A 12,973-nucleotide genomic window follows, 5' to 3' on the forward strand; every position below is an offset into this window, starting at 1 on the left:
ACCGTCCGGAAGGCACGGCAATCGCCGAAGCTACACCACGCTGCGGGACACGATCGGAACCCCGGAGCAATTCCTCGCGAATATATGCAATAGCTGCGGCAAAATAGATGACGAAGTCGAAGGGTTATCGCTCGCTGTGGAGCGTAACTTGCGGAAGGTCATCTACAGAACAAATCTTGGAATTTCAACTGAAAGGCGAACTCAAGGATACCAAGCTCATAAAAGGTATAAATAGGATTGATCACCTGCGCTTTAATACATCTGAGGTGAAAGCTGTATTAGAGGCGCTCGACCCGGATCATACGATTTCAGCGAGCGAAGCGGCACCTATACTAGGAGTTGTGCCCTCTACGCCGCGCCGGCTGGTTTCTCCAAAGCATGGCGGCCCCTGGATGCATGAGGTTGATCAAGCAGAGTATCGGCAACGGAAAGGCAAGCTCCGGTTTTCTCGCATCGAACTTCAGAGGTTCCAAGAGCGCTACATTCGGGCAGCGGCTATCGGCAGGCTGCTTGGCATCTCACACGTCGAGGTCAAGAAACTGATGGCGGATTCGGGAATCCTTCCGATTGCTGATCCTGTTTGGATGGGCGCGTGGTTCTACGAGCGAAAGGACCTATTGCGCCTCATCGATAATCTGGATGAAACCGCTTTCCCTATCTCGGAGCTAAAAAACGCTGCAAGCGAGTGGCCAAATTGATGATCGCTCGACCAGAAAGCTGCGAAGGGCCGAATTTGGTGAATCAGATGCTTTCATCCGGTGAATCGGATGATGTTTACCAAAGCTTCAGTCGTACTCGAATTCAATAAAAACAATCACATAGCGCGCATAAATGTGCTTTTTATGGTGCATTTAACACCTGTAAATCCGGATTCAGAGGCCTCCAGCCATATTCTGGGTCGCCGGAGGATCCGATTCGGCTGCGCTCAGCGTTTCGTCAAAGCCGAAACCGAAAAGCTGCATTGAGAGCACAGCGATCACGAGCAGCAATGCCGCCCAAAACGGAATGCGATTGTAGAACGGCGTGGGCCTAAAGCAATAGGAGCAGTTTTTTGTTCCAAACCGTAGCGGGTGGTGGCAGGAACAGTTGAAGAGTCTGAGATTTTTCACAGTCAGTCCAATTCTTGTGGTGTTCGCCAGTCGGTTTGAGCCGACTTTCCCTCGCTCCCGGTTTTTTGGCATCTCACGTAACTGGCGGTTGCCATAAAAACAATACCGATTTCATCGTGACACCCAAGTTGTAAACGTTCATCCCAAATTGTTTATCCGAAGTGAACGAATTCTGGGCGGACAAAGTTCCCCGTTTAACGGGAAGTCCCGATGAAACACCGCTCCCGCGATCAAAAGAGAGGTTTGAAAAGGTCGTAAAGATTCCATGATAGCGCTATCAAAAGTTCCAGTCGGCTTATCGATGGTTCATTTCTACCTACGTAAACACGCCCAGTCAATCTCTAGATGCAACATTATATTTCGCTCCCATGGCGCGCATTATAGCGTCCCGGACAATAAAACACTCGGCGCGCCGAATGGCGGATTGGAGGCCGCTGACAAAGCCCCTTTTCCGCCGCCTCCGTCATGCCGGCCCTGAGCCGGCATCCAGAGCGGTCCGATGGGGAAGTTTACAAACAGCCTGTCCCAACGACTTGCGCTTGCTGGTTCCGGAACGAAGATCGGGATGAACGCAGAAAACGAGGCGGCCGCCTGATGGCGCCCGAGATTTGTCAATAAAACAAAACCCGCCGGACTGGCCGGCGGGTTCTGCGATACATCCTGAAATCATCCGGGGCCGCCGCGCGGCGGCCCCGGCTGGGATTACATGAATTCCGGATAGGCTTCGACGCCGACCTCGGACTTGTCGAGACCCATCTCTTCTTCCTCCGGCGAGACACGGATGCCCATGATGGCCTTGAGGATGAACCAGATGACAAACGACGCGATGAAGGTGAAGGCGCCGATGGCGACGATCCCGACAATCTGGGTGCCGAAGGACGTGCCGTCATTGGTCAGCGGTACGATGAACGTGCCCCAGATACCGGCAACAAGGTGGACCGGGATGGCGCCGACGACGTCGTCGATCTTCAGCTTGTCGAGCAGCGGAACGACGACGATGACGATCACGCCGCCGATGCCCCCGATGAACAGGGCCGCCGGAACGGACGGCGTCAGCGGTTCGGCCGTGATCGAGACCAGACCGGCAAGCGCGCCGTTCAGAACCATGGTGACGTCGACCTTCTTGTAGACGATCTGCAGCAGGATCATCGTGACAACGGCGCCGGCCGCAGCGGCCAGGTTGGTGTTGACGAAGATCTTGGAGACATCGCCGGCATCGGCGATCGAGCCGATGGCAAGCTGCGAAGCGCCGTTGAAGCCGAACCAGCCGAGCCACAGGATGAAGGTACCGAGAACGGCGAGCGGGATGTTGGAGCCCGGCATCGGATGAACCGAACCGTCAGCGGCATATTTGCCCGTACGTGCTCCGAGAACAAGCGCGCCGGCAAGAGCGGCCCAGCCGCCGACCGAGTGAACCAGCGTGGAACCGGCAAAGTCGGAGAAGCCCATTTCAGAGAGCCAGCCGCCGCCCCACTGCCAGGAACCGGTGATCGGGTAGAGGATACCGGTCAGGATGACGGTGAAGATGATGAACGGCCAGAACTTGATGCGCTCTGCAACCGTACCCGAAACGATCGAGGCGGTCGTGGCGCAGAACACCATCTGGAAGAACCAGTCGGAGGCGACGGAGTAGCCGGCCGCGCCGTCATCCATGCCGGGGCCCGGGAAGACATAGGGGCCGAAAGAGCCTATGAAGCCGCCGTCAACGCCGGTGTACATCAGATTGTAGCCAGTGAACCAGAACATGATGCCGCCGACGGAATAAAGGGCGATGTTCTTCAGGCCCTGCATCGAGGCGTTCTTCTTGCGCACCAGGCCCATTTCCAGCATGGCGAAGCCCGCGGCCATCCACATGACCAGGAAGCCGCCGATGAGGAACAGCAAGGTGTTGAAGATCACGACCGTATCAGCGGCGGGTGCACCCGAGGCCACTTCAACCACGGCCTCTGCGGCCTCTTCCTGAGCGAAGGCAGGAAAGGCGGCGGTCGCTGCGGCAAGGGCAGCAAAACCCGCGATATATTTGAGTTTGGAAGACATAGACTGATTACCCCCTGCTGATTTACAGCGCTTCGGAATCGGTTTCGCCGGTGCGGATGCGCACGGCCTGTTCGATGGAATAGACAAAGATCTTGCCGTCGCCGATCTGTCCGGTCTTGGCGGAGGAGGCGATCGCCTCGACAGCCTTTTCGACAACATCGGCGGCGACCGCGACTTCGATCTTCAGCTTGGGAAGAAAGCTGACGGCATATTCGGTACCGCGATAGATCTCGGTGTGCCCCTTCTGCCGGCCGTAACCTTTCACTTCGGTCACGGTCAGGCCCTGAATGCCGACGGCGGTGAGGGCCTCACGCACCTCATCCAGCTTGAACGGCTTTATGATGGCCATCACAATTTTCATCTGGTTTCCCATCCTTTGTTACCCGCAGCTTCGAAAAGCCGGTTCTCCTTACCGCCCTCGAATAGAAATTCGTCAGCGGCCTATCGCAGACATACAAAGACCGTGCCAGTTTGAAGCCGAAGCCACAAACCACTGATATAAATGGGATATTTTCGGGACGATATGTGCGACGAAATGCCCGCCACAAAGTTGCGGCGATTCCGTGCGTTATTTTTGGCAATTGCCTTTTTTTTATGCAAATGCCGGAATGGGGATCAGCCGCGCGCTTCAGACCGTAATGAAGAAGGTCCGGCATGCGCGCAATATGGGCATTTTATCCACTCCGGCGTCGGTCGCGCCCGGTCACGGCTTGTTGTAAAACGGCCGCGCACGATCGCGTATGCGGATCAGGCCTTCCTGAGCGACGGAGGCGACCAGCGTGCCGTCGCGGCTGAAGATGCGGCCATAGGCAAAGCCGCGGCTGCCGCTCGCCGAAGGGCTCTCCTGCGAATAGAGCAGCCAGTCCTCGATATCGAACGGCCGGTGAAACCAGACCGCATGATCAAGGCTTGCCGCCTGGACATGGTCTGAAAAGACCGAGCTCTGATGCGGATAGAGCGTGGCGTCCAGCAGGGTCATGTCCGACATATAGGCCAGGAAGGCCGCCTGATAGTCGCGCCCGTGCGGCGACGGGCCGTTGGCCCGTATCCAGATATTCTGCCGGCCGCCGGGCTTCTTGCGCCAGAGAAAATTTTCGAGATCGACGGGGCGGATCTCGATCGGCCGCTCGCGCATCCAGTAATTGCGCACCGGCGCGGGCGCGTTCTTCGAATCATTGATGATGTCGCTCGAAGCCAGTTCTTCGGGAGACGGCACATCCGGCATGGCATCCTGATGCTGAAAGCCTTCCTCTTCCGTTTGAAACGAGGCGGTCATGATGAAAATCGGCTGGCCGTGCTGGATCGCCCGCACGCTGCGGGTGGAAAAACTCCGTCCATCGCGCAGCCGCTCGACCTGAAAGATGATCGGCACCTCGGTGTCGCCGGGACGCATGAAATAGCCGTGCAGCGAGTGGACGAGATGCCCCGCCGGCGCCGTTCTCTGGGTCGCCACCAGCGACTGGGCGACCACCTGCCCGCCGAACACGCGCTGCCAGGTGGTGGCAGGGCTCTGGCCGCGATAGAGGTTCTCCTCAAGTCGCTCGAGATCAAGCAGAGCGGCGAGCGCCTTGCCGCCTTGGTCATTGCCGGGCTGTGACATTTGAACGCGGTCCCTATATATCCCATGAGTAACGCAATGGCCTATAACAGCTTTGCTGAACAGGAGCGAGATATGGCGGCACGCAAGAAGGATCGGGATATGAAGGATATTGTCATCGTCGGCGGCGGCTATGTCGGGCTCTCGGTCGCGGTCGCGGTCAAGAAGGCGGCGCCCCATCTCGAAATCGAGCTGATGGAGGCGGCGCCGGCGCATGTGTGGGAAAAGGACGAGCGCGCCTCGGCGATCATCGCCGCCGCGATCAACATGCTGAAAACGCTGAACCTGTGGGACGAGATCAAGGACCACGCCCAGCCGATCAACGAGATGATCGTCACCGATTCGGAAACCGGCGAGCCGGTCAAGCCGGTGTTCCTCACCTTCGGCGAACGCGGCGAGGCCAGCGACCCCTTCGCCTACATGATCCCGAATGTCGCGATGGTCAGGGCGCTGCGCGGGGCGGCGGACACACTCGACATCACGATCCGCCACGACGCCGCCGTGACCGATTTTTCGGCCGAGGGCGGACATGCGAAACTTACCCTCGCCAGCGGCGAGGAGATCGCGACACGGCTGGTGGTTGCCTGCGACGGCGTGCGCTCGAGGCTGCGCGACATGGCCGGCATCAAGACGGTCAAGTTCGACTATGGCCAGTCCGGCATCGTCACCACCATCGCCCATGAGCGCCCGCATAACGGCCGGGCGGAAGAGCATTTCCTGCCGGCGGGCCCCTTCGCCATCCTGCCGCTGACCGGCAACCGCTCCTCGCTGGTCTGGACAGAGCGCACGGAAGACGCCCAGCGCCTTGTCGACAGCGACGACATGGTGTTCGAGGCCGAGCTGGAGCGCCGTTTCGGGCATCATCTCGGCAAACTCACGCTTGCCGGCGGCCGGCGCGCGTTTCCGCTGGGCCTCACGCTGTCGCGCTCGTTCATCGCGCCGCGGCTGGCGCTTGCGGGCGATGCGGCCCACGGCATCCACCCGATTTCGGGCCAGGGCCTCAATCTCGGCTTCAAGGATGTCGCGGCTCTGGCCCAGACCATCGTCGAGGCGGATCGCAATGGCCTCGATATCGGCGCGCTCGACACGCTGGAGCGCTATCAGCGCTGGCGGCGGTTCGACACGGTGCGCATGGGCATGACCACCGATGTGCTGAACCGACTGTTTTCCAATGATATCGGCCCGCTGCGCATGGCCCGCGATTTCGGCCTCGGCGTGGTCGACCGCATGCCCCGGCTGAAACGCTACTTCATCGAAGAAGCCTCAGGCCGTTCCGCCCGAGACCTGCCGAAACTGCTGGCCGGCGAGCCGCTCTGAGCGCGCCATCAGCCATAGTATTGATTGTACCAAGCAAAGGCGCTAACAGCGTGACATGGCGGATGTGAATGAAAATGATTTGGGCGAGGCGGCGCTTTCGGGGCTGAGGACGCTCGAGTTTGAACGCAAGGGGCTGGAAGCCCTGTCGGCGGCGCTCGGCAACGGGCTGGCCGAGCCGTTCGAGAAGGCCGTGGCGCTGCTCAGGCAGACGGCGGGCCATGTGATCGTCTCCGGCGTCGGCAAGAGCGGCCATGTCGGCACCAAGATCGCCGCCACCTTCGCCTCCACCGGCACGCCGGCCTTTTTCGTACATCCCGCCGAAGCCAATCACGGCGATATGGGCATGATTTCCCAGAAGGACGCCGTGCTCGCTTTGTCTTGGAGCGGGGAAAGCAGCGAACTGACCGCCCTTGTCGCCTATACGCGGCGGTTCGCCATTCCGCTGATCGCGATCACCTCGGGCCGTCAATCCTCGCTGGCGCTGGCGGCCGATATCGTGCTCGACCTGCCCAAGGCGGAGGAGGCCTGTCCGCACGGACTGGCGCCCACGACCTCCACCACCATGCAGCTTGCGCTGGGCGATGCGCTGGCGATCGCGCTCTTGGAGGCGCGCGGCTTTTCCGCGGTCGATTTCAAGATCTATCATCCGGGCGGCAAGCTCGGCGCGCTGCTCTCCCATGTCGCCGATATCATGCATGTCGGCGAGGAGGTGCCGCTGGTGCCCGCCGGCACGCCGCTGCCGGAGGCGATCATGGTGCTCTCTCAGCGCCGTTTCGGCTGTGTGGGCGTGCTGACGGAAGACGGGCGGCTCGCCGGCATCATCACCGATGGCGACCTCGCCCGCAATCTTGCCCGCGACATGAGCAAGCTTGCGGTGGAAGACGTGATGACCGCGGCGCCGAAAACGGTCGGCAAGACCATGCTGGTCTCCGCCGCCATGGCGCTTCTGCAAAAGCACAATATTTCCGCGCTGATGGTGGTCGACGACAACAATCGCCCGCTCGGCATCGTCCACTTCCACGATTTCCTGCGGATCGGCGCGGCCTGAAGCTGATTACCTTCCGCGTGCGCCCCAGAGCGCGATTGCCGCGATCACCAGACTTGCGACCACGTTCCAGCCGGCAAAGGACAGGCCGAGCACGCGCAGTGCCGCCTCGTCGCATTTCGGGCCGGTGACGCTGTTGAGATCGCCGAGCAGGTCCATGGCGTTGGTGGTGACGCCGGCCATCGAGCCCGAGCAATCGGAAGGCCCGGCCCACCAGTGCCATTCGACGCCGGCGTGATAGACCCCCATCACCATGCCCCAAACCATCAGCCCGGCGATGACGAGAAGCGCCAGCCTTGCGACAAGGCGCGGCAGGCCAAAACGCCAGGCAAGAAGACCGAGAATGCCGACCGGCACGCCGATATAATAAGGGTTACGCTCCAGAAGGCAGAGATGGCACGGGATATACCCGCCGAGATGCTCGAAGCCGAGCGCCGTCCCGACCGTGACGGCCATGGCGAGCGTCGACAGAGTGAGGCCGATCGGAATGCGAGAGAAAGAACGCGCGGTCATAAAACCCTCTTGAAGCGCGCCGCAAGCGCGCGAAATGCTCTAGAACACATATTTGACCAGATAGAACCCGCCCGCCAGAAGGATGACGAATAAGGTGAAAAGAAGACCGAGATATTTCTCGATGAAATCGCGGATCGGCGGGCCGTAGCGATTGAGCAGCCAGGCGATCAGGAAAAACCGGAACGACCGCCCGATCACGCTGACCAGCAGGAAAATGCCGAAATTGAGGCCCGTCGCACCCGAAAACAGCGTCAGCACCTTGTAGGGAAAGGGCGTGATGGCGGCAAACAGCACGCCCCAGCCGCCCCATGTGTTGTACCACTCGGCGATCTTCTCAAACGAATCCTGCTTGCCGTAGAAATCGAGGATCGGCCGGGCGACCTGTTCGAACAGGAACATGCCGATCAGGTAGCCGGCGATCGCGCCGAGGATCGAGGCGATCGTGCAGATCAGCGCGATCCGGAACCATTTCGCCGGCCGCGCGATCACCATCGGGATCAGCAACACGTCCGGCGGGATCGGAAAGAACGAGCTTTCGGCGAATGATATCCCGAAAAGGACGCGTTCGGCATTGCGGTTGGCGGCAAGCGAAAGCGTCCAGTTATAAAGTCTGCGCAGCATGGATCGTCCGGGGTTGATTTGTGTCGCCGGAGAATGCTGTCTCCGGCCCGCCATGTCCATCACTCAAGAGCCGCACGGCTCAAATTTGTGCTGGCCCGGCGTCAGAAGCGTGTTGACGCCCGGCCCGATCTCCTTATATTCCGCCATGCCTGCCTCAAGACGAGGCAAAGGGCCCCTTTGGCGGAACTGGTAGACGCGCCTGACTCAAAATCAGGTTCCGAAAGGAGTGCTGGTTCGATTCCGGCAAGGGGCACCATCTTTCTCAAACATCGCCGTTCGTTGATCAGAGACGCTGCCTCCATTGGTCCGGCGCAGCGGATCACTCGCCCTTCTTTTCCGCCAGCCGCGCGCGGCGGGTGCGACGCCAGCGGGAGCGGCGCGATGTTGCCTTTCTGGTGGCGGGGTTCGGGAAGGTGATCTCGATCTTCAGACCGTCCTCGCCGTACTGACGGTCGATCGTGCCGTTCAACTCGCCGATGATATTGGCGTCGATCAGGCGGGTGCCGAAGCCCTTGCGTTCCGGGGGCGCAACGGGACCTGCGCCGGTTTCCGCCCAGATCAGCTTCAGCTTGCGCTCGGCGCCTGTGCCCTGAAAGCTCCACGAGACCTTCAGTCCCGCGCCGTCGCCCGACATGCCGCCATATTTGAGCGCGTTGGTGGCCAGTTCATGGAAGGTGAGGCTGAAGGCCTGGGTCGCCTTCTCGTCGATCTCCGCATTCGGGCCGTAGACCTCGTAATGCGACTCGCCATTGCCGAACACCTGTTCCAGTTCCTTGTTCAGCAGTTCCTTCAGGTCGGCGCGCTGCCAGCGCGAACGGGTCAGCACGTCCTGCGCCGTCGACATGGCCTGCAGACGGGCGGAATAGGATTCCACGAACTGCTCAAGATTTTCCGAGTGGTGCGCCGTCTGGCGGGCGATCGCGAGCATGCGGGCGATCGAATTCTTGATCCGGTGCTTCATCTCCTGCAGCATCAACTCGCGCTCCTGCAGGGATTTCTCGGTCACGCGCTGAACCTCGCGGGCTGCGGCCAGGGCCTTGATCTGCCATTGCGCGGCAAGCGCCAGCGCGACTGCCAGAAGCAGCGCCACGCAGCCGACGACGAAGGGCGTGATATCGAAAGCGGCCTTCTCGAATGCCGCGCTCGGCGTCATCTCCAGCACCCACGTCCTGCCGGCAATATCGACCTCGCGGGACGAGGTGAGCGCGCTGCGCTCCAGCGCGGCATCATAGGTCGCGGATTCGAACAGCGGAATTTCGGGCGCATCCTTGTCGTAGGCGCGGACGGCCACGGGCAGCGCCGGCGAGGCGTTCATCACCGCGCGATAGAGATCGCCGGCGCGAAACGGCGCGTAGATGAAGCCGGAAAGCGGCAGATTGCCGTCCGCATTGTTCTCGCCGCGGTCCATCTTGAAGGGCAAATAGAGCAGAAAGCCAGCCTGCTTGTTTTCGGTGATTTCCTGCACCAGCTCCACCGGCCCGCTGGCGCGCGGCGTATCGCTGGCAAAGGCCTTGGCCATGGCATCGCGGCGCACGGGTTCGCTGTACATATCGTAGCCGATGGCGGCGCGGTTGCGCTCATTGTCCGGCTCGATCATCACGATCGCGGCGCGGTAATCCTGGTCGGTCTCGGGCCAGATCGGGTGGTTCTCGCCATAGGCGCGGCTGATCATCTCCTCGGCGCGGCCCTCGTTGCCGGTGTAGACCATGCGGGCAAAGCCGATGCCCTGGATGCCGTCATAGCGCCCTTCGGTATCGAGGCCGCCGACATAGGTGCGGAAGGCGGCGCGGTCGATATTGCCGTCGGTCGCCTCGAAGAACGCCTTGGTCGCCTCCAGAAGCGACATGTGCTGGTAGAAACGGTTGACGATCCGGTCGGTGGCGTCGCCGGCGACAACCTCGAACTTGGCGCGACGCTCGACCTCGGACGCCCGATAGATCGAGAACGACATGCCGAGGCCGATAATGGCGACCACCAGAAACACCAGCGCGGGTAGGATGCGGCTGATGGTCGAAACAGTGCCGTTGTCTGCCTTGTCGAATCGCATGTCTTCTTCACAGCCCGACCGGCTTCCGGCCGGCCAATTTCACTCATAAGCGCCAAGAAAGTGAAACGACTTCGGTTATTCGCGAATATGTGCCGAAAGAAGCACGGGACCGATGAAGCATTTGATTCATTTTGCTTGTGCGCACCGGCACTCAGTGCCTGCTTTCGTACATTCCTGTTTTTCGAAGGCTTGTCAATCTTCGACGGCGGGATGGAACTGCCGGATCGGGTGGCGCGTTGATTGGGCATAGTGAAAGCTAAGCTGAAAGGAGCAGGCTTATGAATTGGGACCGTATCGAAGGCAACTGGAAGCAGTTCACCGGCGAAGTGCAGGCCCGCTGGGGCAAGCTGACCAATGACGACCTCGATGTCGTTGCCGGCAACCGCGAAAAGCTCGTGGGCAAGATCCAGGAACGCTACGGCAAGGAGCGCGACGAAGCCGAACGCGACGTCGACAACTGGATGAACAGTTCAAACTGATAACGCGATTGAAAAGTTTTCGGGCGGGAGCGCTGAGGCGCTCCCGCCCTTTTTTTGTGTCCGGACAAGACAACAAAAAACGGACCGCCATCAGGCGGCCCGTTTTCGGGAGGGAACTCTGCTTTTAGCGGCTGCGCGCGAAGTTCACGATGACCGCGACAGCGAAGAACAGCAGAAACAGAAAGAACAGAATCTGCGCGATACCTGCTGAAGCGCCGGCGATGCCGCCGAAACCAAGCGCGGCAGCGATCAGGGCTATCACCAGGAAAACAACGGCATAGTAAAGCATGGACATTCTCCTTGTGTTTGTAGAAGGAAAACGCCCAGGTGCCATTGGAGTTCCGGTTTTAAAAGAAAAAGGGCGACCGAAGCCGCCCTCATGCTTACCGAAATTTTAAAGCTCAAGCCGCCTGTTCGTGATGTTCCTGGAAGAACAGCGCCTGGCTGATCAGCGCCTTCACCATATCGGGATTGAAGGGCTTGGTGACCAGGAAGGTCGGTTCCGGACGCTCGCCGGTCAAAAGCCGCTCCGGGAAGGCGGTGATGAAGATCACCGGCAGCGATTCGGCGGCCAGAATGTCGTTGACCGCGTCGATGCCCGAGCTGCCGTCGGCGAGCTGGATATCGGCGAGCACCATGCGCGGGCGCGAGGACTTGAACAGGTCCACGGCTTCGGCGTGGGTGCGCGCGATGCCGGTGACGCGGTGGCCCAGACTTTCCACCATCTGCTCGATATCCATGGCGATCAGCGGTTCATCCTCGATGATCATGATATCGGTCGCCACCTGGCGCGCGATTTCCGAGGAGGCCTCGTCGATGAGGTTGGAAACGCTGTCGCTCTCGACGTCCAGAATCTGGGCCGTTTCCTCATGGGAGAAGTTTTCGAGCGAGATCAGCAGGAAGGCCTGGCGGGGCTTGGCCGGCAGCGCCATGAGGTTGGCCGCCGCGCGCTTTTCCCAGGAAAAGGGCGATTCGATTTCCTCGATTTCGATCGTTGTGGAACTGAAAAGCTGAGAGAAGAGTTTATAGAGCGAGACTTTATCGTCGCCGTCCTCCGGAAAGAGCGAAACGTCTTCAATCAGCGTTTCGAGTACGGCGGCAACATAGGCGTCGCCCGATGTCTGGGAGCCGGTAACGGCACGTGCGTAACGCCTGAGGTAGGGAAGATGGGCGGCGATACGTGTTGAAAGCGACATGTCTGGTAGTCTCCTGCCTCGATAGGTCGTTGCGGGTATCTCTTTTAGAGCATTCCTCAAGAAGCAAGAATGCGGGAGACGAAAAAAAGTTCCCGAAGAGCGGAACATTTTATTTTGGGCCGCGTTTTCGGCTTGAATGGAATTGGTGGAATGGAACGAGGCGAAAACTGGTGAAGAACAATAGCGACCTTGAACAAGGTTCGAACATGCCCGGTACGGCCAAGAGCCCCGAAGAGGCGATCAGCAGACGCCTCAAGGCCCTCTACAATGCTGTCGAACAGGAGGAAATCCCGGATCGGTTTCTCGATCTTCTCGAGCGTCTGGACGCGGCCGAGGCTGCATCCACGCCCAGAAAAAAGGGGTAACCGCCGTGGCAACAGTCGAAGATACGAGTTTCAAGCGGGATATGCTGAAGACGGTGCCCAGCCTGCGCGCCTTCGCCGTCTCACTGTGCGGGCATCAGGACCTCGCCGACGATCTGGTTCAGGATACGATCATGAAGGCCTGGGCCAAGCAGGACAGCTTTGCCGAGGGCACCAATATCAAGGCCTGGCTGTTCACCATCCTGCGCAACGAGTTCTACAGCCAGATGCGCAAGAGCGGTCGCGAAATCCAGGATTCCGACAATGTCTTCACCGAGCGGCTTTCCACCCATCCCGCGCAATATGGCGCAATGGACCTTCGGGACTTCCGCGAAGCGCTGAACAAGCTGCCGAGCGACCAGCGCGAGGCGATCATTCTGGTCGGCGCATCGGGTTTTTCCTACGAAGAGGCAGCCGAAATCTGCCATTGCGCGATCGGCACGATCAAGAGCCGTATCGCCCGCGCCCGCGGCAAGCTTCAGGAACTGCTGGACATTACCGGCGAAACCGAATTCGGCCCCGACGCCAATTCCGCAAGCGTTGTCAGCCGCGCCTTCGTCTCGCGTCCGGGCTGAGACGCGGCCAGCGCAAACCTAAACTGCCAAGGGCCGGTCACTGACCGGCCCTTTCAATTTTCGAAACTCTCTCTA

General features: G+C 60.0%; 14 protein-coding genes and 1 tRNA gene. 7 read left to right on the forward strand and 8 right to left on the reverse strand.

All coding sequences use genetic code 11. The features are described 5' to 3' along the window. Positions 1 to 107 precede the first annotated feature (107 nt). Positions 108 to 698 carry a hypothetical protein gene (locus V6767_RS16440; protein ID WP_448474464.1) on the forward strand — a complete coding sequence of 197 codons (591 nt, stop codon included), beginning with the start codon at positions 108 to 110 and terminating at the stop codon, positions 696 to 698. Positions 699 to 1,811: 1,113 nt separating this feature from the next. On the opposite strand, the gene amt is transcribed toward V6767_RS16440, so the two are convergent. The 3 genes from amt to tesB form a co-directional block, all read right to left on the reverse strand. Further along, entirely contained in the window at positions 1,812 to 3,146 is a 1,335-nt protein-coding gene (amt, locus tag V6767_RS16445; protein ID WP_448474465.1) for an ammonium transporter, read from the reverse strand. A 22-nt stretch (positions 3,147 to 3,168) separates the two neighbouring features. Beyond that, the gene (locus V6767_RS16450; protein ID WP_018064835.1) at positions 3,169 to 3,519 is read right to left on the reverse strand and encodes a P-II family nitrogen regulator; all 351 of its coding nucleotides are present in this window, start codon (positions 3,517 to 3,519) and stop codon (positions 3,169 to 3,171) included. Positions 3,520 to 3,849: 330 nt separating this feature from the next. Continuing rightward, on the reverse strand, positions 3,850 to 4,746 hold the full coding sequence (tesB, locus tag V6767_RS16455) for an acyl-CoA thioesterase II (protein WP_448474466.1): 897 nt from the start codon (positions 4,744 to 4,746) through the stop codon (positions 3,850 to 3,852). A gap of 99 nt (positions 4,747 to 4,845) precedes the next feature. Between tesB and V6767_RS16460 the strand changes: the two genes are divergently transcribed. Together V6767_RS16460 and V6767_RS16465 are read left to right on the forward strand one after the other, a co-directional pair. Beyond that, positions 4,846 to 6,060: a ubiquinone biosynthesis hydroxylase gene (locus tag V6767_RS16460; protein ID WP_448474515.1), complete on the forward strand. Its 1,215-nt coding sequence runs from the start codon at positions 4,846 to 4,848 to the stop codon at positions 6,058 to 6,060. A gap of 55 nt (positions 6,061 to 6,115) precedes the next feature. Continuing rightward, positions 6,116 to 7,108, forward strand: coding sequence for a KpsF/GutQ family sugar-phosphate isomerase (locus V6767_RS16465; protein ID WP_448474467.1), 993 nt, complete (start codon positions 6,116 to 6,118; stop codon positions 7,106 to 7,108). Between the two features lie 6 nt (positions 7,109 to 7,114). Here the strand turns inward: V6767_RS16465 and V6767_RS16470 are convergent, their stop codons facing one another. Together V6767_RS16470 and V6767_RS16475 are read right to left on the reverse strand one after the other, a co-directional pair. Then, positions 7,115 to 7,618, reverse strand: a complete 504-nt coding sequence (locus V6767_RS16470) for a disulfide bond formation protein B (RefSeq protein ID WP_448474468.1) — start codon at positions 7,616 to 7,618, stop codon at positions 7,115 to 7,117. 39 nt (positions 7,619 to 7,657) lie between these two features. Then, positions 7,658 to 8,239, reverse strand: a complete 582-nt coding sequence (locus V6767_RS16475) for a YqaA family protein (protein WP_448474469.1) — start codon at positions 8,237 to 8,239, stop codon at positions 7,658 to 7,660. Positions 8,240 to 8,410: 171 nt separating this feature from the next. Here V6767_RS16475 and V6767_RS16480 point away from each other — a divergent pair. Continuing rightward, a tRNA-Leu gene (locus tag V6767_RS16480) sits at positions 8,411 to 8,495 on the forward strand. 63 nt (positions 8,496 to 8,558) lie between these two features. Here the strand turns inward: V6767_RS16480 and V6767_RS16485 are convergent. Beyond that, complete coding sequence (locus V6767_RS16485) at positions 8,559 to 10,286, reverse strand: CHASE domain-containing protein (protein ID WP_448474470.1); 1,728 nt, start codon at positions 10,284 to 10,286, stop codon at positions 8,559 to 8,561. Positions 10,287 to 10,564: 278 nt separating this feature from the next. On the opposite strand from V6767_RS16485, the gene V6767_RS16490 reads away from it, so the two are divergent. Then, positions 10,565 to 10,765, forward strand: a complete 201-nt coding sequence (locus tag V6767_RS16490; protein ID WP_230721127.1) for a CsbD family protein — start codon at positions 10,565 to 10,567, stop codon at positions 10,763 to 10,765. 124 nt (positions 10,766 to 10,889) lie between these two features. Here V6767_RS16490 and V6767_RS16495 read toward each other — a convergent pair whose 3' ends face one another. Then, the gene (locus tag V6767_RS16495; protein ID WP_174802119.1) at positions 10,890 to 11,054 is read right to left on the reverse strand and encodes a DUF1328 domain-containing protein; all 165 of its coding nucleotides are present in this window, start codon (positions 11,052 to 11,054) and stop codon (positions 10,890 to 10,892) included. A 112-nt stretch (positions 11,055 to 11,166) separates the two neighbouring features. Continuing rightward, complete coding sequence (locus V6767_RS16500) at positions 11,167 to 11,961, reverse strand: response regulator (protein WP_230721128.1); 795 nt, start codon at positions 11,959 to 11,961, stop codon at positions 11,167 to 11,169. A 206-nt stretch (positions 11,962 to 12,167) separates the two neighbouring features. Here V6767_RS16500 and V6767_RS16505 point away from each other — a divergent pair, with 206 nt between their 5' ends. Both V6767_RS16505 and V6767_RS16510 read left to right on the forward strand, forming a co-directional pair. After that, complete coding sequence (locus V6767_RS16505) at positions 12,168 to 12,326, forward strand: NepR family anti-sigma factor (RefSeq protein ID WP_230721132.1); 159 nt, start codon at positions 12,168 to 12,170, stop codon at positions 12,324 to 12,326. Between the two features lie 5 nt (positions 12,327 to 12,331). Then, on the forward strand, positions 12,332 to 12,898 hold the full coding sequence (locus tag V6767_RS16510) for an RNA polymerase sigma factor (RefSeq protein WP_330166013.1): 567 nt from the start codon (positions 12,332 to 12,334) through the stop codon (positions 12,896 to 12,898). Positions 12,899 to 12,973: the final 75 nt, after the last annotated feature.

The organism is Martelella sp. FLE1502, assembly GCF_053484255.1.

Bases quoted from the DNA above. Each gene is read 5' to 3' on its own strand.
- V6767_RS16440 (WP_448474464.1), top strand. From the start codon at position 108: ATGACGAAGTCGAAGGGTTATCGCTCGCTGTGGAGCGTAACTTGCGGA.
- amt (WP_448474465.1), bottom strand. From the start codon at position 3,146: ATGTCTTCCAAACTCAAATATATCGCGGGTTTTGCTGCCCTTGCCGCA.
- V6767_RS16450 (WP_018064835.1), bottom strand. From the start codon at position 3,519: ATGGGAAACCAGATGAAAATTGTGATGGCCATCATAAAGCCGTTCAAG.
- tesB (WP_448474466.1), bottom strand. From the start codon at position 4,746: ATGTCACAGCCCGGCAATGACCAAGGCGGCAAGGCGCTCGCCGCTCTG.
- V6767_RS16460 (WP_448474515.1), top strand. From the start codon at position 4,846: ATGAAGGATATTGTCATCGTCGGCGGCGGCTATGTCGGGCTCTCGGTC.
- V6767_RS16465 (WP_448474467.1), top strand. From the start codon at position 6,116: ATGGCGGATGTGAATGAAAATGATTTGGGCGAGGCGGCGCTTTCGGGG.
- V6767_RS16470 (WP_448474468.1), bottom strand. From the start codon at position 7,618: ATGACCGCGCGTTCTTTCTCTCGCATTCCGATCGGCCTCACTCTGTCG.
- V6767_RS16475 (WP_448474469.1), bottom strand. From the start codon at position 8,239: ATGCTGCGCAGACTTTATAACTGGACGCTTTCGCTTGCCGCCAACCGC.
- V6767_RS16485 (WP_448474470.1), bottom strand. From the start codon at position 10,286: ATGCGATTCGACAAGGCAGACAACGGCACTGTTTCGACCATCAGCCGC.
- V6767_RS16490 (WP_230721127.1), top strand. From the start codon at position 10,565: ATGAATTGGGACCGTATCGAAGGCAACTGGAAGCAGTTCACCGGCGAA.
- V6767_RS16495 (WP_174802119.1), bottom strand. From the start codon at position 11,054: ATGCTTTACTATGCCGTTGTTTTCCTGGTGATAGCCCTGATCGCTGCC.
- V6767_RS16500 (WP_230721128.1), bottom strand. From the start codon at position 11,961: ATGTCGCTTTCAACACGTATCGCCGCCCATCTTCCCTACCTCAGGCGT.
- V6767_RS16505 (WP_230721132.1), top strand. From the start codon at position 12,168: ATGCCCGGTACGGCCAAGAGCCCCGAAGAGGCGATCAGCAGACGCCTC.